Source organism: Gorillibacterium terrae, assembly GCF_051594785.1.
Taxonomy (GTDB): domain Bacteria; phylum Bacillota; class Bacilli; order Paenibacillales; family NBRC-103111; genus Gorillibacterium.
On sequence record NZ_JBPPGI010000002.1, the window covers coordinates 520,991 to 538,738 of the forward strand.

Here is a 17,748-nt window from a genome sequence, read left to right on the forward strand (position 1 = left end):
AAGTTCCATATCTTGACCAATAGGTGGGAATCCATGAAACCGTTCATCTACGATTTGACATATGACGATTGGCAGGCTTGGGCCAAGGAAAACCGCGAGCCCGCTTTCCGGGCGAACCAGATCTTCGATTGGCTGTACGTCAAGCGCGTCACCGACTTCGAGCAGATGACCAATCTGCCGAAGGCGCTGCGCGACAAGCTGAACGACCAGTTCCAATTCGTGACGCTCACGGAGATCGCCCGGCAGTCCTCGCAGGACGGCACCGTGAAATTCTTGTTCGAGCTCCAGGACAAGAATGCCATCGAGACCGTCATCATGAAGCACGACTACGGCAACAGCGTCTGCGTGACGACTCAGGTCGGCTGCCGCGTCGGCTGCACCTTCTGCGCCTCCACCCTCGGCGGGTTGAAGCGGGACCTCGCTCCCGGCGAGATCATCGCCCAGATCGTCAAAGCTCAGCAGCTGCTGGATGCGACCGGCGAGCGGGTGAGCAGCATCGTCGTCATGGGCATCGGCGAGCCCTTCGAGAATTACGATGCGCTGATGAAATTCCTGCGGGTGATGATCCACGAGAAGGGGTTGGCCATCGGGCAACGCCACATCACGGTATCGACGAGCGGGATCGCTCCGAACATCTACCGGTTTGCCGACGAGGATACCCAGATCAATCTGGCGCTCTCGATTCATGCGCCGAACGATGCGCTGCGCTCCAAGCTGATGCCGGTCAACCGCCGCTTTCCGCTGGCGGAGGTCATCGAAGCCTGCAAGTATTACGTGGAGAAGACCGGCCGGCGGATCACCTTCGAATACGCGCTGATGGGCGGCGTCAACGATCAGCCGGAGCACGCGGAGGAGCTCGCCGCCTTGATCAAGGAGCATGTGCCGCTCAGCCATGTCAACCTGATCCCGGTCAATTACGTTCACGAACGGAAGTACACGCGAACCTCCCGCAACGATATTTTCGAATTCCAGCGGGTGCTGGAGCGCTGCAAGATCAACGCGACGATCCGCCGGGAGCAGGGGAGCGACATCGCGGCGGCATGCGGACAGCTGCGTGCCAAACATATGGAGTCGAGTGCCAAGAGGTGATGGGGATGAAGTCAGCCAGCAGAACCGACATCGGCAACGTCCGTGTCGTGAATGAGGATCGGGCTTTGGTGGTGCCCGAGCTTCAGGGATTTACGCTCGCCATGGTGGCCGATGGCATGGGGGGCCATCAGGCGGGCGATACGGCAAGCCAGCTTGCCGTCGAGTTGATCCGCGATGAGCTGCACACCCTCCCGGAGGGGGAGCCTTACGCGGAGTACGAGGAAAAGCTGGCTCGGGCGATCGCCATCGCCAACACCCGGATTTACGAGACCTCGAAGAGCCAGGAGCAGTTCAGCGGTATGGGAACCACGGTCGTACTGGCCTTGGCGGACGAAGTGGGCCTGCTGATCGCCCACATCGGCGACAGCCGGGCTTACCTGTACCAGGGCGGCAAGCTGGTGCAATTGACCGAGGATCATTCCCTGGTCTACGAGTTGGTGCGTTCGGGCCAGCTCACCAAGGAAGAAGCCGAGAAGCACCCCCGCCGCAACGTCTTGATCCGAGCGCTCGGCACCGATGAGCGCGTGGACGCCGTCATCCGCTATCACTCCTGGAAGTCGGGAGACCTGCTGCTGCTGTGCAGCGACGGGCTCAGCGGGATGGTCTCCGAGCGGCTGATCGCCGAGACGCTTCAAGCGGACGGCGATCTGGAAAGCAAGGCGGACGCGCTCGTGGAATTGGCGCTCGCCGAGGGCGGAGACGATAACGTGACGGTTGTTCTGCTGGAGAACGCTCCGGCCGAGCCTGCCGGGATGGGAGGATGACGATGATCGGCCAAACATTAGCGGGACGCTACGAAATCTTGGACCGGGTTGGCGGGGGCGGAATGGCGCTCGTCTATAAAGCGCGGGACATCCTCCTGAACCGGGTCGTCGCCGTCAAGGTGCTGCGCCCCCAATTCGTGCACGACGAGGAATTCATCCAGCGCTTTCGCCGCGAAGCCCAGTCGGCGGCGGCCCTGTCGCATCCGAACATTGTCAGCATCTACGATGTCGGTCAGCGGGAAGATATCCATTATATCGTCATGGAGTATGTCGAAGGGAATACCCTGAACGAATTGATCAAGGAGAGGGCTCCCCTCCAGGTTGAGGAAGCGGTGAACATCGCTTCCCAGATTTGCGACGCTCTCGATCATGCCCACAGCAACCAAATCATCCACCGCGACATCAAGCCGCACAATATCCTGATCGGCCGCAACGGCCGGGTCAAGGTAACCGATTTCGGCATCGCCCGGGCCGGCGCCTCCTCCAGCATCACCCAGACGGGCTCGGTGGTAGGCTCGGTGCATTACTTCTCTCCGGAGCATGCGAAGGGAACCGCGGCCGGCGCCAAATCGGATCTGTACTCGCTCGGCATCGTCCTCTATCAGATGCTGACGGGTAAGCTGCCCTTCTCCGGAGAAAGTCCGGTCAGCGTGGCGCTTAAGCACCTTCAGGAGAACGTGGAGGAGCCGCGCCGGGTGAATCCGCTCATTCCGCAGAGTGTGGAGAACATCATTCTCAAAGCGATGCGGAAGAATCCGGACGACCGCTACCGGTCCGCGAAGGAAATGCTGAACGACTTGGAGACCTGCCTGCGTCCCGAGCGGCGAAACGAGCCCAAGCGGGTCTTCGCCGACATCGACGAGGAGGACGAGGAGCGGACTCGGGTGATTCCGGCGATTCGCACGGACAGCGGATATGAGGCTCCTCGTAAGGAAGAGTTCCGGGCGGCCCCGTCCGGTCCGGCACCGAAGAGCAAAAAGAAGTGGGTGAAGCCGGTCGTATGGAGCGCGATCTTCGTGATCGTCGTCGTCGCCCTGTTGATCGCCGCCCAGCAGGTTAAGAAAATGGCGGCCCCGGACGACATCACCATCCCGGATGTCACGGGCAAAACTTATGCCGAAGCTGTGGATATCCTGCAGAAGTCGCAGCTGAAGGCGGAGCGCAACGACCAGAGCGATCCCGAGGTGGAGAAGGACCGCGTCATCAAGCAGAACCCCGAAGGCGGTCCGAATTCCATGAAGGTGAAGCCGGACTATGTGGTGCAGCTCTATGTCAGCACCGGTCCGGAATCGGTCGCGATCGACAATTACGTCGGGCGCAAGCTGGCGGAAGCGGTGGCCGCTCTCAGCGCCCTGGGGATGGACCCGGCCCGGATCACGGAGGAGCCGGAATTCTCCGATCAGGAGGAAGGCACGATCCTGGAGCAGTCGGTCAAGGCCGGAGACCCCTTTAACCCGACGAAGGACAGCATCGTCTTCAAGACCAGCCAAGGCCGGGCGGTGGCTACGATGCCGAATCTGGTCGGCAAGAAACTGAGCTTGGCCAAGGAAATGCTGGCGGCAAGAGGCCTTAAGCTGAACGACGCTAACATCGTCAAGCGGGCGAGCTTCGATCAGCCGGCGGGGATCGTCTTTGAGCAGCATCCTTATAATGAAGGGGACGAGGTGGACGCCGATGCGACCAACATCACCGTCTACGTCTCGACCGGACAGCCGGCGGACGCCGCCGACTGGTCGATCGATCTGCCGATCGCTCCGGCCAAGCCGGGCAAGTCTTCGACCGTCCGGGTCGAAGTGAGCGACGCCCGAAGCGAGAACCGGATTGTCTCCACGAAGCAGATCAAGGAAGATACGGTATTGAATGTGCCGTTTACCGTCACCAAGGATACCCCTGCGGACATCAAGGTGTTCCGGGACAACAAGCTTTTGCAGCACCAAATCTTCACCTATCAGAATTACCTGGACGCCAAGACGGTACCTCCCTCCCCGACTCCGACGCCGACCGACTCGGGCACCGACAACTCGGCCAGTCCGGGGCAAGGCTCGCCTTCTCCTTCCGGAGAAGAAGCGACGCCGGCAACGGGCAGTGTCAATCCATCGGCCACCGAGAAGGGAAACTGATATGGCGCAAGGCATGATCGTCAAGGCCCTGAGCGGGTACTACTACGTGCTTCCCGACGGACGGCCTCCGGGTTCCGGAGAGCTCATCCAGTGTCGGGCCAGGGGCATTTTCAAAAAGCAAAAAATCACCCCGCTTGTCGGAGACCGGGTGGAATTCGGCCTGACGGAGAACGGGGAAGGCACAGTGGATGCGATCGGAGAACGGCGGAGCGAGCTCGTCCGCCCTCCGATTGCCAACGCCGAGTTGGCCGTTCTCGTCTTCTCGGTTCACGAGCCGGCGTTTAACGCGCAACTGCTGGACAAGTTCCTCGTTCACATCGAGCATGCGGGCCTGGAGACCGTCCTGGTGCTGAGCAAAACTGACCTTTCCACGGCCGATGCGGGGTGGAGGACGGAAATCGAGGCGTACCGACGGATGGGCTATGAAATCTTCCTGACCAGCTCCAAGCGGCAGGAGGGAGTGGAGGCCGTCCGCGAGCGTCTCGAAGGCTCGGTGAGCGTGTTCGCCGGCCAATCCGGCGTCGGCAAATCGTCGCTCGTGAACGCGCTGCTTCCCGGGCTGGAGCTTCTCACCGCCGAGATCAGCACCCGACTCGGACGGGGACGCCATACGACCCGGCATGTCGAGCTGATCCCGCTCGGCAGCGGCTGGATCGCCGATACGCCCGGCTTCAGCCAGCTGGATTTTGCCGAGCTCGAAGCCGAGCAGCTGGCCGAAGCGTTCCGCGATTTCCGCACGTACGCCTCGGCCTGCCGCTTCCGCGGCTGCCTGCATCACAAGGAGCCGGACTGCGCCGTCCGGGCTGCGGTCGACGCGGGCGAACTGGCCGATTGGCGGTATGAGCATTACATTCAGTTCCTGACGGAGATCAAGGAACGGAAACGGAGGTACTGACCGCTTGCAACCTGTATCGATCGCCCCATCCATCCTTTCCGCCGATTTCTCCCGGCTCGGAGAAGAAATCCGCGACGCCGAGAGAGGCGGAGCAGACTGGATTCACATTGATATCATGGACGGGCACTTTGTGCCGAACCTGACCTTCGGGCCGCCGATCGTTCGGGCGATCCGGCCGGTGACGAAGCTGCCGTTCGACGTTCACTTGATGATCGAGAATCCGGATGCGTACATCCCCGAATTTGCAAAGGCGGGGGCCGACATCATCACGGTTCACGCGGAGGCGTGCAAGCATCTCAACCGGACGCTGCAGCTCATCCGCGACCAGGGGGCCAAGCCCGGCGTGGTGCTGAACCCCGCTACCCCGCTGGAGTGGATTAAGCATGTCCTCGAAGAAGTACATGTTGTCCTGCTGATGACCGTGAATCCCGGCTTCGGCGGCCAGAAGTTCATTTCATCCGTCGTTCCGAAGATCCGCGAGCTCCGTGCGGAGTTGGACAATCGGGGACTCGCCGGGGTCCGCATTGAGGTGGACGGCGGGATTCAAGCGGATACGGCGGCGATTGTTACGGCCGCCGGCGCCGATGTCCTGGTGGCGGGAAATGCCGTATTCGGCCAGCCCGACCGTGCCGAGGCCATTCGGACGATTCGTAACGCGGCGGTGGATCATGCGTAAAGCGCTGGAGTTCATCGGCTTCACCCTCGCCATCTCGCTGCTCATGAGCCTGTTTGTACTCGTTCCCGGCTTCATTCGCTATCTCTTTTCCGTCGGCGCGCTATTCGTCGGCTTTCAGTTCTTCAAGCGCCATGAAGGCTGGGGCGCGCGCATCGGCCTGATCGCGGCAGCGGTCATCCTCACGCTGCTTTTTACGACGGTCTATGTGGCGCTGGCTTATGTCAACGGCTGGTACATCAATCCGATTTACCTGACCGGGACGGATCAGAAGTAACCTGCTGCAGGCTGATGTATATTTCAATAGGGACGAGGGTATAGACAGAAGAATCGAACCTTTTCCGCCGTTCCGGAGTGAACCGCCTACTTGGCATATCCGGCTTCGTCCGGTCATACAATGGGTTGCAGGAGCGTAGACCGCTTATGCGGCCTTTTTTCTTCGCCCGCGGGCGGTACGCGGGGGTTCGAGCGGGAATAGGATATCATGATTCTGGCGATCGGAGGCGGTTGGCATATGAAGTTCTATACGATCAAGCTTCCCAAATTCCTGGGAGGGGTTGTCAAGGCGCTGCTGAACACCTTCAGCAAGAACAGTTGACGGCAGGCGGAGGAAAAGGGCCGCGAGGACGGCAAAAAGCACCTGGAGGCCAGGTGCTTTTAATCGTTCGAATTCAAGAAAAGGAAGCGGCCGTTACACGCGGGTAACTTTGCCGGCCTTCAGGGCGCGGGTGCTAACATAGACGCGCTTCGGCTTTCCGTCGACGAGAATGCGCACTTTCTGCACATTGACGCCCCAGGAGCGCTTGGTTTTGTTGTTCGCGTGGGAAACGTTGTTGCCCGATTTCGGCGATTTGCCGGTAACAAAGCATTTGCGAGACATTCGATACACCTCCTTAAAGACTCATCCGGAAGAACATCCGTTCGTTATCCGTCATACATGCGTGAAAAACATACTAGAACATAATAGCATAGCCAAAAACGGGTAGTCAACCGCCCTCCGGGCGATTTTCGGCAGGGTTTTGAAAATGAATTTGCATTTCCTTCTTCCTTTGATTATAGTACAATGGGAGTTATCCCGAATCTTGATGAAACAAAGGTGATGGAAACCATGCCGATCGAGCTTGCTTATGAAAAAGGAAAGGTGCACGTATCGGATCAGGTGGTCGCGGTTCTCGCCGGCTCCGCCGCTCTGGATTGCTACGGACTTGTGGGCATGTCCTCCCGGAAGCAGTTCAAGGACGGAATCTCCGAGCTTCTCGGACGCGAAAACTTAAGCCGCGGCGTCGAAATCCGCTATGAGCCGGATGGCCTGCACATTGACCTGTATATCATTGTGAGTTATGGAACGAAGATATCCGAAGTCGCGCACAATGTGCAGAACCGGGTAAAATATGTGCTGAACGAAGTGTTCGGTCTGAAAGTCGATTTCGTCAATATTATTGTGCAGGGCGTACGCGGTGCTTGACCCCTACCGGAAGGAGATATTTACTTGAGTAAGCGCTTTACTGCCTTAAATGGTAACGACTTTGCCGAGATGGTCATCGCCGGCGCCGGGAACCTGCGGAACAACGTGAACAACGTGAACGCGCTCAACGTGTTCCCCGTCCCGGACGGCGACACCGGTACGAATATGAATCTCACCATGACCTCCGGAATGGAGGAGATGAAGCGGAAGCCCGCAGCCGAGATCGGCAAAGCCGCCGATGCCCTCTCGAAGGGCCTGCTGATGGGCGCGCGGGGGAACTCCGGGGTTATCCTGTCCCAGCTCTTCCGCGGCTTCGCCAAATCCGTTCAACCTTATACGGAGATCTCTCCGGCCCAATTCGCGGCGGCGCTCCAGCAAGGCGTCGAGACTGCGTACAAAGCGGTGGTCAAGCCGGTGGAAGGAACGATCCTGACGGTTGCGAAGGAAACGGCCAAGCATGCGCTTTACGTTTCCCGCCGGACGACGGACGTTGCCGATCTAATGAAGGAAGTGGTCGACGCAGCGAAGGCGGCGCTGGCCAAAACGCCCGATCTCTTGCCCGTTCTGAAGCAGGTCGGCGTAGTCGACGCGGGCGGACAAGGGCTGGTTTGCGTCTATGAGGGTTTTCTCGCCGCTCTGACCGGACAGGCCGTACGCGCGGCCGAGACGGTTCCGGCCGCGGAAGCCGCCGCTCCGGTCGCGGTTCCCGAAGCGAACCCGCACGGAGAAACCGCTCAGTCGAAGCTGTCTACGGAAAGCATCCAATTCGGCTATTGCACCGAATTTATCATTAAGCTGAATCCGGCCAAGATTCAGGGTCACCCGTTCGACGAGCAAGTCTTCCGCGGCAAGCTGAGCCAGATGGGCGATTCGCTCCTCGTCGTCGCCGACGACGATCTGGTGAAGGTTCACGTCCACGCGGAATACCCGGGCGAGGTCATGAACCATGCCATGTCGTTCGGCGATTTGACGCGCATTAAGATCGAGAACATGCGGGAGCAGCATACCCATATTTTGCTGAGCAACGAATACGACAACCGCTATGCTCCGCCCGGACAGGCGACGGGAACCGATGCCATCACCCAGGAAATTCGTGCAGAAGTGCCCATCGCCGACGAGATCCCGGAACCGATCACGGTTTCCGCCCCGGAGGAGCTGCCTCCGGTTCCGTTCGGTTTTGTAGCGGTGGCCATGGGCCAGGGAATCTCGGAAATCTTCGAAAGCCTCGGCGTCGATGTAGTGATTTCCGGCGGCCAGACGATGAACCCGAGCACCGAGGACATCGTCAAGGCGATTGAGCAGGTGCCGGCGGACACGGTCTATGTGTTCCCGAACAATTCCAATATCATCATGGCCGCCAAGCAGGCCAAGGAACTGCTGGAGGATAAGGATATCGTCGTGATTCCCACGAAGACGGTGCCTCAATGTATGGCCGCTCTGGTCGCTTTTCAGGAAACCGCCGATACCGAAGTCAATACGGAAGCGATGAACCGGGCGATCGCCCAGGTGGTATCCGGCCAAGTGACCCATGCCATCCGCGACACCTCCATCGACGGGATCGAGATCAAGGAAGGCGATTATCTCGGCATCCGTGACGGCAAGATTGTCGTATCCGAGCCCGATCTGGTCGAAGCCTCCTGCAAGCTCTTGGACAGCATGCTGGAGAACGGCGGCGAGATCGTAACCTTCCTGACCGGCGAAGAAGCGCGGGCGGAGGACACCTCCCGATTGGCCGATTACGTGGCCAGCCGCTACCCCGATGCGGAAGTGGAAGTTCATGCGGGCGGACAGCCGCTGTATCCTTATCTGTTTGCAGTCGAATAAGGGGTGACGGTATGAGCAGGGTTCGCGTGGTTACCGACAGTACGGCGGATATACCCGAGGAGATTCGCAAGCGGCTTGAGATCGAGGTCGTCCCGCTGAAGGTGCACTTCGGCAGCCAGACCTATATCGATTCACTTTCGATAGAACCCCAGGAATTTTACCGGCGATTCTCGGAGTCCTCTCAGCCTTGGAAGTCCTCTCAGCCTTCGCCGATCGATTTTCTGGCCAAATACAAGGCGCTCACCGGGCCGGACCCGGAAACGCCGGTGATTTCCATCCATCTGTCCTCCGCTCTCAGCGGAACCTACCAATCGGCCGTTTTGGCCAGGTCCATGCTGGATGAGGAGCGGGACATCACGGTGATCGATTCCCGGACCGCTTCCTTCGGGACGGGAATTCGCGTCATTCGGGCAGCGGAAGCGGCCCAAGCCGGGAAGAGCCGGGATGAAATCCTGAAGCTCCTGGAGGAGTTGGATGAGAAGTCTTCGCTCTTCTTCCTGGTCAATACCCTTCAATACCTGCACAAGGGCGGCCGGATCGGCAAAGCGGCGGCCATCCTCGGCTCCATGCTGCAGATCAAACCGATTTTGTCGATCGACGAGGACGGCGAGATTACCTCGGTGGACAAGGTGCGCGGCCAGCGCAAGGCGATGGACCGCATTCTCGAGCTGCTGAGGGAAACCTGGAAGCCGGATGAGCCGATTGAAGTAGGCATCTCCCACGGAGATGCGCGGGAAGAAGCGGAAACGCTCAGTGCGCTGATCAATCAAGAATTCCATGTCAAGCGAACGACGTTCACTTGGGTCGGACCTGCCATCGGCAGCCATTCGGGACCGGGAACCGTCGCGCTGTTCGTCATCAAGGCATGAATCCGAACTTATACGACCTTCCTGTCCGTGAAGTACACGGAATAGGCCCGCAAAAGGCGGAGGACCTCGGCGCACTGGGGATCTCCTCCGTCGGCGGGCTTCTTGATTATTTTCCATTCCGCTACGAAGACTACCGGCTGCGCGACTTGAGCCAAGTCAAGGATGGCGAGAAGGTGACGGTCGAAGGCAAGGTATACGGCGAGCCGTCCTTGCACATGATGGGCCGCAGCAAGTCCCGTTTGACCTGCCGGGTGGTCGTGGACCGGTTCTTTGTATCGGCGGTATGGTTTAATCGGCATTTCCTGAAAGACAAGCTCCGACCGGGGACGGACATCCTGCTCACGGGTAAATGGGATTCCCACCGCCAGCAGATCACCGTCTCCGAATCGGAATTTCCCGGCCGCTCGGATGGCCGAAGCGGCACCCTGCAGCCGGTGTACTCGGTGGGCGGGCCGATCAGCCAGTCCTGGCTGCGCCGGGCCATTCAGCAGGCCCTGCGCCAGTTTGGCGCCATGATTGGCGAGAACCTTCCGGCCGAGCTCTGCGCGAAATACGATTTTCTTGCCCGCAAGCAGGCGATCTCGCTCATCCACCAGCCGGGAAGCCTGGAGGAGGGAGCGAAGGCGCGCAAGCGGATCGTCTACGAGGAATTCTTCTTCTTCCAGCTTAAGATGCAGGCATTCCGGGCGCTCACGCGCAGGCGCGCCGACGGAGTGGCGCATCCGGTCGACCTTCCCGCCGTCCGGGCGTTCGTCAAGGCTTTGCCGTTCCGGTTGACATCCTCGCAGCTTAAGGTGATTGCCGAGATCCTCGACGATCTGCAGCAGCCGGCCTGCATGAACCGGCTGCTGCAAGGAGATGTCGGCTCCGGCAAGACCGTGGTCGCTGCAGTCGCCCTGTTCGCCGTGGTGAAAGCCGGGTACCAGGGCGCGCTGATGGTGCCGACGGAAATTCTCGCCGAGCAGCACCGCAAGTCGCTCGCCAAGCTGTTGGAACCGTACGGCATCCAGGTTGGCCTCCTGACCGGCAGCTTGACCGCGCGCGAGCGCCGGGAGGCACTGGCCTCCCTGCAGATGGGCATGACCGATGTCGTCGTCGGCACGCACGCGCTGATTCAGGAGGATGTGTTCTTCCGTAAGCTGGGGCTCGTGGTAACCGACGAGCAACACCGCTTCGGCGTCAACCAGCGGGCGATCCTGCGCCGCAAGGGAATGAATCCGGATATTCTCAGCATGACGGCGACGCCCATTCCGCGAACGCTCGCCATCACCGCCTTCGGCGACCTCGACGTGTCCACCCTGAACGAGCTTCCCAAAGGGCGTTTGCCGATTCATACCTATGCGGTCGGACACCGGATGCTGGAGCGGATCATGGCCTTCATCGCCAAGGAGGTCGATCAGGGGAGGCAGGCGTACATCATCTGCCCGCTTATCGAGGAGTCGGAGAAGCTCGACGTGCAGAATGCCCTCGATCTTCACGCCGAGCTGACGCACCTCTTCCCGCGGCTGCGTGTCGGCCTGCTCCACGGCCGCCTGCCGGCCGCAGAGAAAGACGCCGTCATGGCTGCGTTCGCGGAAGGCGCCGTCCAGGTGCTGGTCTCGACCACCGTCATTGAGGTCGGGGTCGACGTACCGAACGCCACGGTCATGGTCATCTACGACGCCGACCGTTTCGGCTTGTCTCAGCTCCACCAGCTCCGCGGCCGCGTCGGACGCGGCCCGCATCAGTCATACTGCATCCTCATCGCCGAGCCGAAGAGCGAGACGGGCAAAGAGCGGCTGCGCGCCATGACGGAGACGGGCGACGGCTTCGAGATCGCCCGCAAGGACCTGGAGCTGCGCGGCCCGGGGGATTATTTCGGCACCAAACAGAGCGGGCTGCCGGAGTTCAAAGTGGCCGATCTGATGGCCGACTTCGCCGTGCTGGAGGAAGCGCGGGACGATGCGGCCGAGCTCGTGAGCCGTTCCGAGTTCTGGACCGCCGCCGAATATGCCGAGCTCCGGCGCTTCCTGGAACGGGAAGGCGTGCTGAGCGGCGAACTGCTGGATTAGCTTCGGCGGCTGCGCGTCCGTCTGTCCGTTATGATTGGAGAAGGCCAGTGCCCGTTTTCGGGTACCGGCCTTCTTTTTTGCGTTCCGCGTTCATAGAGTGGAATGTACGGGAGGTGTCACCATGAGTTACTTGAACTACGGCGTCGATCAGGCGCTGGTGGACCGGATCAAGGCCAAGATGAAGAATCCGCTCGTCAAGGAGCGAGTCAAAGCGGAAATCAGCGGAGTGACCAAGCTTCATCTACAGGACCCGGCTTTCGTCGGGAGGCTTGTACAGCGGATGTCCGCCATCCTCGGCGAAAACCTGAATGAGCGCCAGCGCAGCGGCATCATTCGCTTCGTGCTCGATCAGAGGATCGATCCGAACAACACGTTTCATTTGCTCCGGCTTTGGGGGATGTTCCGTTGAAGGAGGAGCCGCCATTTTCCCGTTTTGGGGAAATGGCCTTTTTTTGTCTGCGGCCAGCCGCCCGGCCGTTCCGTCGTAGCAAAGCCTCCCTTGTCATCATATAGAAGTACTAAAACCCAAATCGGAGGCTAAAATGGAAAAGCGATCCGTTCTGCCCAACAACAAGCTGATGAAAACCCAGCACTTGAGCGAAAACTCCGAGCTCAAGGCCTATATTCCGGATACCGTCGCGGAGTCCAAAAGCAACCTGTCGGCCTATCTGACGCGATACCGGACGGTCTATGTCAAGCCGAATAACGGAACCGGGGGGCGCGGTGTGATCCGGGTGAGGATCGCCAAGGACGGTGCTTACGAATATCACCTTGGGTTGAAGCGCCATGCTTTCCGTACCTTTGACGGCCTGTATCGCTCGCTTGGCAAGATTACCTCGAAGAGAACGCATCTGGTGCAAAAGGGAATTCCCCTTCTCAAGATCAAGGGCAGGCCGTTCGACGTTCGGGTGATGATTCAAAAAAGCCCGGAGGGCAAGTGGGAGCATACCGGAACGATCGCCCGCATCGCCCATCCAAAACGGGTCGTCACCAATTACCATAGCGGAGGAACGCCGATCGAGCTGGAGACGTTATTGGCCTGTTTTATGCCGGCCAAGGAGATACCGGCTTATGTCCAGAACTTAAATGAACTTGGCACCCGGATCGCGGAGCACCTATACACAGGCTACCCCTTTGTGACGGCAGTCGGAGTGGACATCGGCCTCGATCAGGATCACAAACCTTGGATCATCGAAGTCAACACGAGGCCCGATCCGTACATTTTCAAAAACCTCAAGGACAAACGCGTGTTTCAAAAAATCATCCGCTATATCGGATACAACCGTCTGCCGAAGACTGCGGACGCTGCCGAGCCGGAAGGGGTGAAGGCTCCGTGAGCAAGCCCCTCATCGGTATCATGGTCTACCGCAACGGGCTCAAGTTCAGCGAACCGGGGTATTTCCGCGAGTTAACCCGAGCGGGAGCGCGGCTTGGAGCGGACGCCTTCCTGTTCTCCCCGGCCGACGTCGATCTGAAGCGCCGCCAGATTCGCGGCTTTACGGCGGGGCCGGACGGGAGCTGGAAATCGAAGCTATACGCATGGCCCCAGGTTGTCATCGACCGCCATCGCCGACCCGGCGACCACTATATGAAGCTCCGGACGTCCTCCCTATTTCGTTATGCCAACAACCGGTTCACCAACAAGTGGCGCATCACCCGGCTGTTCCTGAAGGAGCCGACCCTGGCCCGTTGGATGCCGGAGACGGTCGAATACTCGGGAACCAACCTGAACAGTATGCTGGAAAAGCATTCGCTCCTGTACATCAAGCCGGGCAACGGTACGGGAGGCAGCAGTATCGTCCGGGTGAACCGGTTGTCCTCGGGGTACGAGGTGCTTGGCCGCAGCCGCCGGCTGACCAAGAGCCGGACCCGGTTGGCGACGCCGGTCCAGTTAAAGCGCTGGCTGGATGTGTGGACGGTGAAGGAGCGCATTCACGACGGAATCTTCATGATCCAGCAAGGCCTGGACCTCAGCCTCGTCGAAGGCCGGGTGACGGATGCCCGCCTGCTGATCCAAAAGACCGATTCCGGGGAATGGGATGTAACGGGGATGGGCATGCGGGTCGGAGCTCCGGGAAGCTCGACGTCCAATTTGCACGGAGGCGGAAAGGCGGCTTCGTTCGAATCGGTGGTAGCCCGCCGGTTCGGGGCGGAGAAGGCGGCGTCTATCCGGCAGGAATGCCATGACCTGGCCTTTGCCGTCGTGAAGGTGATCGAATCGCAATTCGGCTCGATGATGGAATTCGGCCTCGACATCGGCATCGATACCGAAGGGCGCGTATGGCTGATCGAGGTGAATCCGAAGCCCGGTCGGGATTTATTCAAGAGCATCGGCAACGGCTCGCTCTATCGAACCGCGGTGGAGCGTCCCATCCGATACGCCATGCATCTCGCCAATGCGCAAAGCGCCCGAACCTGAGCATTCATTCCCATTCGAACGGGGGTTCACCATGGCGAAAATCAAGATCACGGTTACCCATTCCCCGGCGGGGGCGGAAGAGGATGTCCTAATTCTCGGCGGAATTCCCGCTAAAAAGCTGGGGCTCGTGACGGGAACGGCCGTGACGCTCCGATTCGGCTCCGCAGAGCGGAGAATGAGGCTGCGGGTGGAGCCGAAGAGCAATGCCTTCCGGCTTCATCCGGCGGTGGGAGCGGCGATGGCGCTTCCCGGCGGAACGCCGCTGTGCGTGCGGCACCAAGCCGCCGAACATACCCTCGTGCTGGGCCCGCTGCTCGGCGTTCTCCTTCGCAAGATCGGCTCCAATCCCGAGCGGCCGTTCGGCAGCGTGACAGGGTTTTGCCGCGAACTGACGGAAGCGGGGAAGAAGCTCGGCACAGCGGTATTCTTTTTTGCGGCGGATCGGCTGCCCGTCGGCCCATCGGCGACGATCAGCGGCTGGACCTATTCGAAAGGCGGCTGGCACGCCGCTTCCTTCCCTTATCCCGACGCCGTTTACAATCGAATTACCTCGCGGGTGATCGAGAATTCGCCGCCGGTTCAGCAGTTCTTCCGCACCTTCAAAGCGAGAACGGGGGGAATGCTGTTTAACGAACGATATCTCGATAAGGCGGAAGTGTTCCAGGCTCTGAAAAAAGAAACCTCCGTCGGCGTTTACTTGCCCGAATCGTACCTGTACCGGAATCCGCTCATGCTCAAGAAGATGCTCGGCAAGCATTCGGTCATTTTTCTTAAACCGATTCTCAGCAGCCTGGGCAAAGGCATTATCCGAGTCGGCAGAAGCCCCTCGGGTTATGTCTGTCACATCGCCGGCGCGAACGGAGCCGTGAACCAGGCAACCTTCGCCGGCCAGCCCGCACTGATCAAGCATTTGTCCGCCCGGATGGCAGGAAGAAGGTACCTCATTCAGGAGGGAATCGACCTCATCAAGATCGACGGCAATTCCGCCGACTTTCGGTCCCTCGTCCAGCGCGGCGAGACCGGAGCCTGGGAAGTGACCTCGATTGTCGGACGCGTCTCGGCGGGTCATACCTTTGTCTCCAATTTGGCACGCGGAGGCAGGCTGGCCACCGTCAGGGAAACGATCGGCCATTCCAATCTGCCCCCTTCTCTGCAGGAGGCCGCCATGGCCCGATTGCGTAAAGCGTCGCTGGACATCGCCGAAGCGCTGGAAAAGCAGATCGACGCCCACTTTGCCGAACTCGGCATCGATCTCGCGGTGGATACCCGCGGCCGGGTGCTGCTGCTCGAAATCAATTCCAAGCCCTCCAAGGAAGACAATACCCCTCTGGGTGCGGAGGAGAAGAACCCTCCCACTGCGAAGGAGACGCCGGTTAAGGTGCGTCCCTCGGTCAAGCGGGTGGTGCAATACGTCCGGTACCTCGGCAAATTTTAACCGTACAACAAAAAGGGCAGAAAAAAACAAGTGACTTTCTGACCGGATTTGGTATACTAACAGGGAGGCGGTATCCCCAAGGGAACTGTACTCCTTGTTTTGCCTATTGGAATGATTTTTGAGTGCTTGACGTTGGAGATGGAGGATTCTGCTCAGAGCCGTAAGGACCGAGACAGAAGGTTCATGCCGACACAGCTTCTTTGTGTATGGATGGCCTTTCAGTTTCGGCTGAAAGGTCTTTTTGTTTTTTATTTCTGCGAGGAGGGGTACCCATGGCTGACCCGAAACCGGTCACGACGTTGAAATTGCGAAAGATGAAAGAGGAAGGCACCCCGATTGTCATGGTGACCGCGTACGATTATCCATCGGCGGCGCTGGCGGACGAAGCGGGCGTGGACATGATTCTCGTCGGCGATTCGCTTGGTAACGTCGTGCTCGGTTACGATTCGACGATCCCGGTAACCCTCGACGACATGATCTACCACAGCCGGGCGGTCAACCGTGCGGTCAAGCGGCCGTTTGTCGTGACGGACCTGCCTTTTATGACCTACCACGGCAGCGTGGACCGCGCTTTGGGCCATGTGGCGCGGATCATGCAGGAAGGCGGCAGCAAGGGGGTCAAGCTGGAGGGCGGCCGTGAAATCGCGGCGACGGTGCAGGCGATTGTCCAGGCCGGAGTTCCGGTGATCGGACATGTAGGGCTAACGCCGCAATCGGTTCACGCCCTCGGCGGCTACCGCGTTCAAGGCAAGAGCGACGCTCAGATCCTCAAGCTGAAGGAAGACGTTCAAGCCTTGGAACAAGCAGGCGCGACGGCCATTGTACTGGAGCTGGTCACCGCCGAGATCGCCGCCGAGATCAGCCGCGGCTTGTCGATTCCGACCATCGGAATCGGATCGGGCAACGGCTGCGACGGCCAGGTTCTCGTCTTCCACGATGTGCTGCAATACGAAGCGGCGCCGGCCGCCAAACGCTTCGTAAAGGCTTATGCCAATATCGGCCGGGATATCCGGGAGGCGCTGACCGCCTATGCCGACGAAGTCCGCAGTCGGCAATTTCCGGCTCCCGAGCATGCCTTTCATGCGGTGAAGCCGCAGGAACAGAACCGGACGGAAACGGTCCCCGCGAAGGACGATTCGGCCGCCCAATCCGAGGAGCCCGGAGTGCTGTATGGGGCGGGCCGCCCGTCCTCAAACTGACAGTCGACAGAGAATCATAGAGGAGAGGAAGAACCATGCAAGTCGTAACGGAGATTGCGGAACTGAAAAAAGCGGTGGCTGCCCATCGAGTCCAGGGACATAGCGTCGGCCTCGTCCCGACCATGGGCTATCTGCATGCGGGACATGCCAGCTTGCTTGCGCAGGCCCGCAAGGAGAGCGATGCCGTCGTGCTGAGCGTATTCGTCAATCCGACGCAGTTCGGCCCGAACGAAGACCTGGACCGATATCCCCGGAATAAGGAGGGGGACCTCCAGCTCGCCGAAGCGAACGGAGTTGACATCGTCTTCCTGCCGGAAGCGAGCGAGATGTATCCCCGGCCGTCGGCTACCCGGATTTCCGTCGGCGGGATAACCGATAAGCTCTGCGGCGCTTCGCGGCCGGGGCATTTTGACGGAGTGGCGCTGGTGGTCAGCAAGCTGTTCCATCTGGTGGGACCGGACCGGGCTTACTTCGGGATGAAGGACGCCCAGCAGGTCGCGGTCATCTCCCGGATGGTCGAGGACCTCAACCTTCCCGTCGAGATCGTCCCCTGCCCGATCGTGCGGGCCGAGGACGGGCTGGCGCTGTCGTCGCGGAACGTGTACCTGTCCGCCGACGAACGCGCCCAGGCACTCGTGCTGTCGGAGACCCTGCGCCGGGCGCCCGAATGGCTTGCCGAAGCCGGCGGAGACGCGGAAGGGCTGAAGGCGCGGATTCGCGCCCGCATTGGGGAAATGCCGCTCGCGGACATCGATTACGTGGAAGTGCTCACGTATCCGGGACTGGCTCCCGCATTCGGAGCGGAAGCGGCGGAATCCGCTTGGATCGTCGCGCTCGCCGTACGCTTCGGCAAGACGCGCCTGATCGACAATCGGCTTTTGACCCGTCAAGAAATCGCGGAGGCGCTGGCGTCGCCGCTGCAAGCAGCGAAGGGGGAATAACCGC

18 protein-coding genes are annotated in these 17,748 nt (G+C 60.0%); 17 read left to right on the top strand and 1 reads right to left on the bottom strand.

Features of this window, described 5'->3' with window-relative positions; genetic code table 11:
• The first annotated feature begins 33 nt into the window (after positions 1–33).
• The 7 genes from rlmN to spoVM all read left to right on the top strand — a co-directional run bounded on the left by rlmN (position 34) and on the right by spoVM (position 6,139).
• The gene (rlmN, locus tag ACSEXS_RS12445; RefSeq protein ID WP_438433544.1) at positions 34–1,089 is read left to right on the top strand and encodes a dual-specificity RNA methyltransferase RlmN; all 1,056 of its coding nucleotides are present in this window, start codon (positions 34–36) and stop codon (positions 1,087–1,089) included.
• Between the two features lie 5 nt (positions 1,090–1,094).
• Entirely contained in the window at positions 1,095–1,853 is a 759-nt protein-coding gene (locus tag ACSEXS_RS12450; protein WP_438433545.1) for a Stp1/IreP family PP2C-type Ser/Thr phosphatase, read from the top strand.
• 2 nt (positions 1,854–1,855) lie between these two features.
• On the top strand, positions 1,856–3,973 hold the full coding sequence (gene pknB / locus ACSEXS_RS12455) for a Stk1 family PASTA domain-containing Ser/Thr kinase (protein WP_438433546.1): 2,118 nt from the start codon (positions 1,856–1,858) through the stop codon (positions 3,971–3,973).
• A 1-nt stretch (position 3,974) separates the two neighbouring features.
• Positions 3,975–4,868, top strand: a complete 894-nt coding sequence (gene rsgA, locus ACSEXS_RS12460) for a ribosome small subunit-dependent GTPase A (protein WP_438433547.1) — start codon at positions 3,975–3,977, stop codon at positions 4,866–4,868.
• Between the two features lie 4 nt (positions 4,869–4,872).
• Entirely contained in the window at positions 4,873–5,544 is a 672-nt protein-coding gene (rpe, locus tag ACSEXS_RS12465; protein WP_438433548.1) for a ribulose-phosphate 3-epimerase, read from the top strand.
• Complete coding sequence (locus tag ACSEXS_RS12470; protein WP_438433549.1) at positions 5,537–5,818, top strand: hypothetical protein; 282 nt, start codon at positions 5,537–5,539, stop codon at positions 5,816–5,818. The genes rpe and ACSEXS_RS12470 overlap by 8 nt, the downstream gene beginning before the upstream one ends.
• A gap of 237 nt (positions 5,819–6,055) precedes the next feature.
• Positions 6,056–6,139, top strand: a complete 84-nt coding sequence (gene spoVM / locus ACSEXS_RS12475) for a stage V sporulation protein SpoVM (RefSeq protein ID WP_438433594.1) — start codon at positions 6,056–6,058, stop codon at positions 6,137–6,139.
• Positions 6,140–6,232: 93 nt separating this feature from the next.
• On the opposite strand, the gene rpmB is transcribed toward spoVM, so the two are convergent.
• The gene (gene rpmB / locus ACSEXS_RS12480) at positions 6,233–6,421 is read right to left on the bottom strand and encodes a 50S ribosomal protein L28 (protein WP_058301644.1); all 189 of its coding nucleotides are present in this window, start codon (positions 6,419–6,421) and stop codon (positions 6,233–6,235) included.
• A 228-nt stretch (positions 6,422–6,649) separates the two neighbouring features.
• On the opposite strand from rpmB, the gene ACSEXS_RS12485 reads away from it, so the two are divergent.
• From ACSEXS_RS12485 to panC, 10 genes are all read left to right on the top strand, one after another.
• The gene (locus ACSEXS_RS12485) at positions 6,650–7,006 is read left to right on the top strand and encodes an Asp23/Gls24 family envelope stress response protein (RefSeq protein WP_438433550.1); all 357 of its coding nucleotides are present in this window, start codon (positions 6,650–6,652) and stop codon (positions 7,004–7,006) included.
• Positions 7,007–7,030: 24 nt separating this feature from the next.
• The gene (locus ACSEXS_RS12490; protein WP_438433551.1) at positions 7,031–8,830 is read left to right on the top strand and encodes a DAK2 domain-containing protein; all 1,800 of its coding nucleotides are present in this window, start codon (positions 7,031–7,033) and stop codon (positions 8,828–8,830) included.
• Positions 8,831–8,841: 11 nt separating this feature from the next.
• Positions 8,842–9,699 (top strand): DegV family protein, encoded by an 858-nt coding sequence (locus tag ACSEXS_RS12495; protein ID WP_438433552.1) that lies wholly within the window; start codon positions 8,842–8,844, stop codon positions 9,697–9,699.
• A complete protein-coding gene (gene recG, locus ACSEXS_RS12500; RefSeq protein ID WP_438433553.1) occupies positions 9,696–11,750 on the top strand; it encodes an ATP-dependent DNA helicase RecG in 2,055 nt (684 codons plus the stop codon). Before ACSEXS_RS12495 ends, recG begins: the two co-directional genes overlap by 4 nt.
• Before the next feature lie 121 nt (positions 11,751–11,871).
• Complete coding sequence (locus ACSEXS_RS12505; protein WP_438433554.1) at positions 11,872–12,159, top strand: stage VI sporulation protein F; 288 nt, start codon at positions 11,872–11,874, stop codon at positions 12,157–12,159.
• A gap of 133 nt (positions 12,160–12,292) precedes the next feature.
• The gene (locus ACSEXS_RS12510) at positions 12,293–13,087 is read left to right on the top strand and encodes a YheC/YheD family protein (RefSeq protein ID WP_438433555.1); all 795 of its coding nucleotides are present in this window, start codon (positions 12,293–12,295) and stop codon (positions 13,085–13,087) included.
• Positions 13,084–14,169 (top strand): YheC/YheD family endospore coat-associated protein, encoded by a 1,086-nt coding sequence (locus tag ACSEXS_RS12515; RefSeq protein WP_438433556.1) that lies wholly within the window; start codon positions 13,084–13,086, stop codon positions 14,167–14,169. The genes ACSEXS_RS12510 and ACSEXS_RS12515 overlap by 4 nt, the downstream gene beginning before the upstream one ends.
• Before the next feature lie 31 nt (positions 14,170–14,200).
• A complete protein-coding gene (locus ACSEXS_RS12520; RefSeq protein WP_438433557.1) occupies positions 14,201–15,604 on the top strand; it encodes a YheC/YheD family endospore coat-associated protein in 1,404 nt (467 codons plus the stop codon).
• A 272-nt stretch (positions 15,605–15,876) separates the two neighbouring features.
• The gene (gene panB / locus ACSEXS_RS12525; protein ID WP_438433558.1) at positions 15,877–16,803 is read left to right on the top strand and encodes a 3-methyl-2-oxobutanoate hydroxymethyltransferase; all 927 of its coding nucleotides are present in this window, start codon (positions 15,877–15,879) and stop codon (positions 16,801–16,803) included.
• A 35-nt stretch (positions 16,804–16,838) separates the two neighbouring features.
• Positions 16,839–17,744 carry a pantoate--beta-alanine ligase gene (gene panC, locus ACSEXS_RS12530; protein ID WP_438433559.1) on the top strand — a complete coding sequence of 302 codons (906 nt, stop codon included), beginning with the start codon at positions 16,839–16,841 and terminating at the stop codon, positions 17,742–17,744.
• The last annotated feature ends 4 nt before the right edge of the window (positions 17,745–17,748 follow it).

What these genes read in the sequence shown, in the direction of transcription:
- rlmN (WP_438433544.1), top strand. Translation starts at nt 34, where the DNA reads ATGAAACCGTTCATCTACGATTTGACATATGACGATTGGCAGGCTTGG.
- ACSEXS_RS12450 (WP_438433545.1), top strand. Translation starts at nt 1,095, where the DNA reads ATGAAGTCAGCCAGCAGAACCGACATCGGCAACGTCCGTGTCGTGAAT.
- pknB (WP_438433546.1), top strand. Translation starts at nt 1,856, where the DNA reads ATGATCGGCCAAACATTAGCGGGACGCTACGAAATCTTGGACCGGGTT.
- rsgA (WP_438433547.1), top strand. Translation starts at nt 3,975, where the DNA reads ATGGCGCAAGGCATGATCGTCAAGGCCCTGAGCGGGTACTACTACGTG.
- ACSEXS_RS12470 (WP_438433549.1), top strand. Translation starts at nt 5,537, where the DNA reads ATGCGTAAAGCGCTGGAGTTCATCGGCTTCACCCTCGCCATCTCGCTG.
- spoVM (WP_438433594.1), top strand. Translation starts at nt 6,056, where the DNA reads ATGAAGTTCTATACGATCAAGCTTCCCAAATTCCTGGGAGGGGTTGTC.
- rpmB (WP_058301644.1), bottom strand. Translation starts at nt 6,421, where the DNA reads ATGTCTCGCAAATGCTTTGTTACCGGCAAATCGCCGAAATCGGGCAAC.
- ACSEXS_RS12485 (WP_438433550.1), top strand. Translation starts at nt 6,650, where the DNA reads ATGCCGATCGAGCTTGCTTATGAAAAAGGAAAGGTGCACGTATCGGAT.
- ACSEXS_RS12495 (WP_438433552.1), top strand. Translation starts at nt 8,842, where the DNA reads ATGAGCAGGGTTCGCGTGGTTACCGACAGTACGGCGGATATACCCGAG.
- recG (WP_438433553.1), top strand. Translation starts at nt 9,696, where the DNA reads ATGAATCCGAACTTATACGACCTTCCTGTCCGTGAAGTACACGGAATA.
- ACSEXS_RS12505 (WP_438433554.1), top strand. Translation starts at nt 11,872, where the DNA reads ATGAGTTACTTGAACTACGGCGTCGATCAGGCGCTGGTGGACCGGATC.
- ACSEXS_RS12510 (WP_438433555.1), top strand. Translation starts at nt 12,293, where the DNA reads ATGGAAAAGCGATCCGTTCTGCCCAACAACAAGCTGATGAAAACCCAG.
- ACSEXS_RS12520 (WP_438433557.1), top strand. Translation starts at nt 14,201, where the DNA reads ATGGCGAAAATCAAGATCACGGTTACCCATTCCCCGGCGGGGGCGGAA.
- panB (WP_438433558.1), top strand. Translation starts at nt 15,877, where the DNA reads ATGGCTGACCCGAAACCGGTCACGACGTTGAAATTGCGAAAGATGAAA.
- panC (WP_438433559.1), top strand. Translation starts at nt 16,839, where the DNA reads ATGCAAGTCGTAACGGAGATTGCGGAACTGAAAAAAGCGGTGGCTGCC.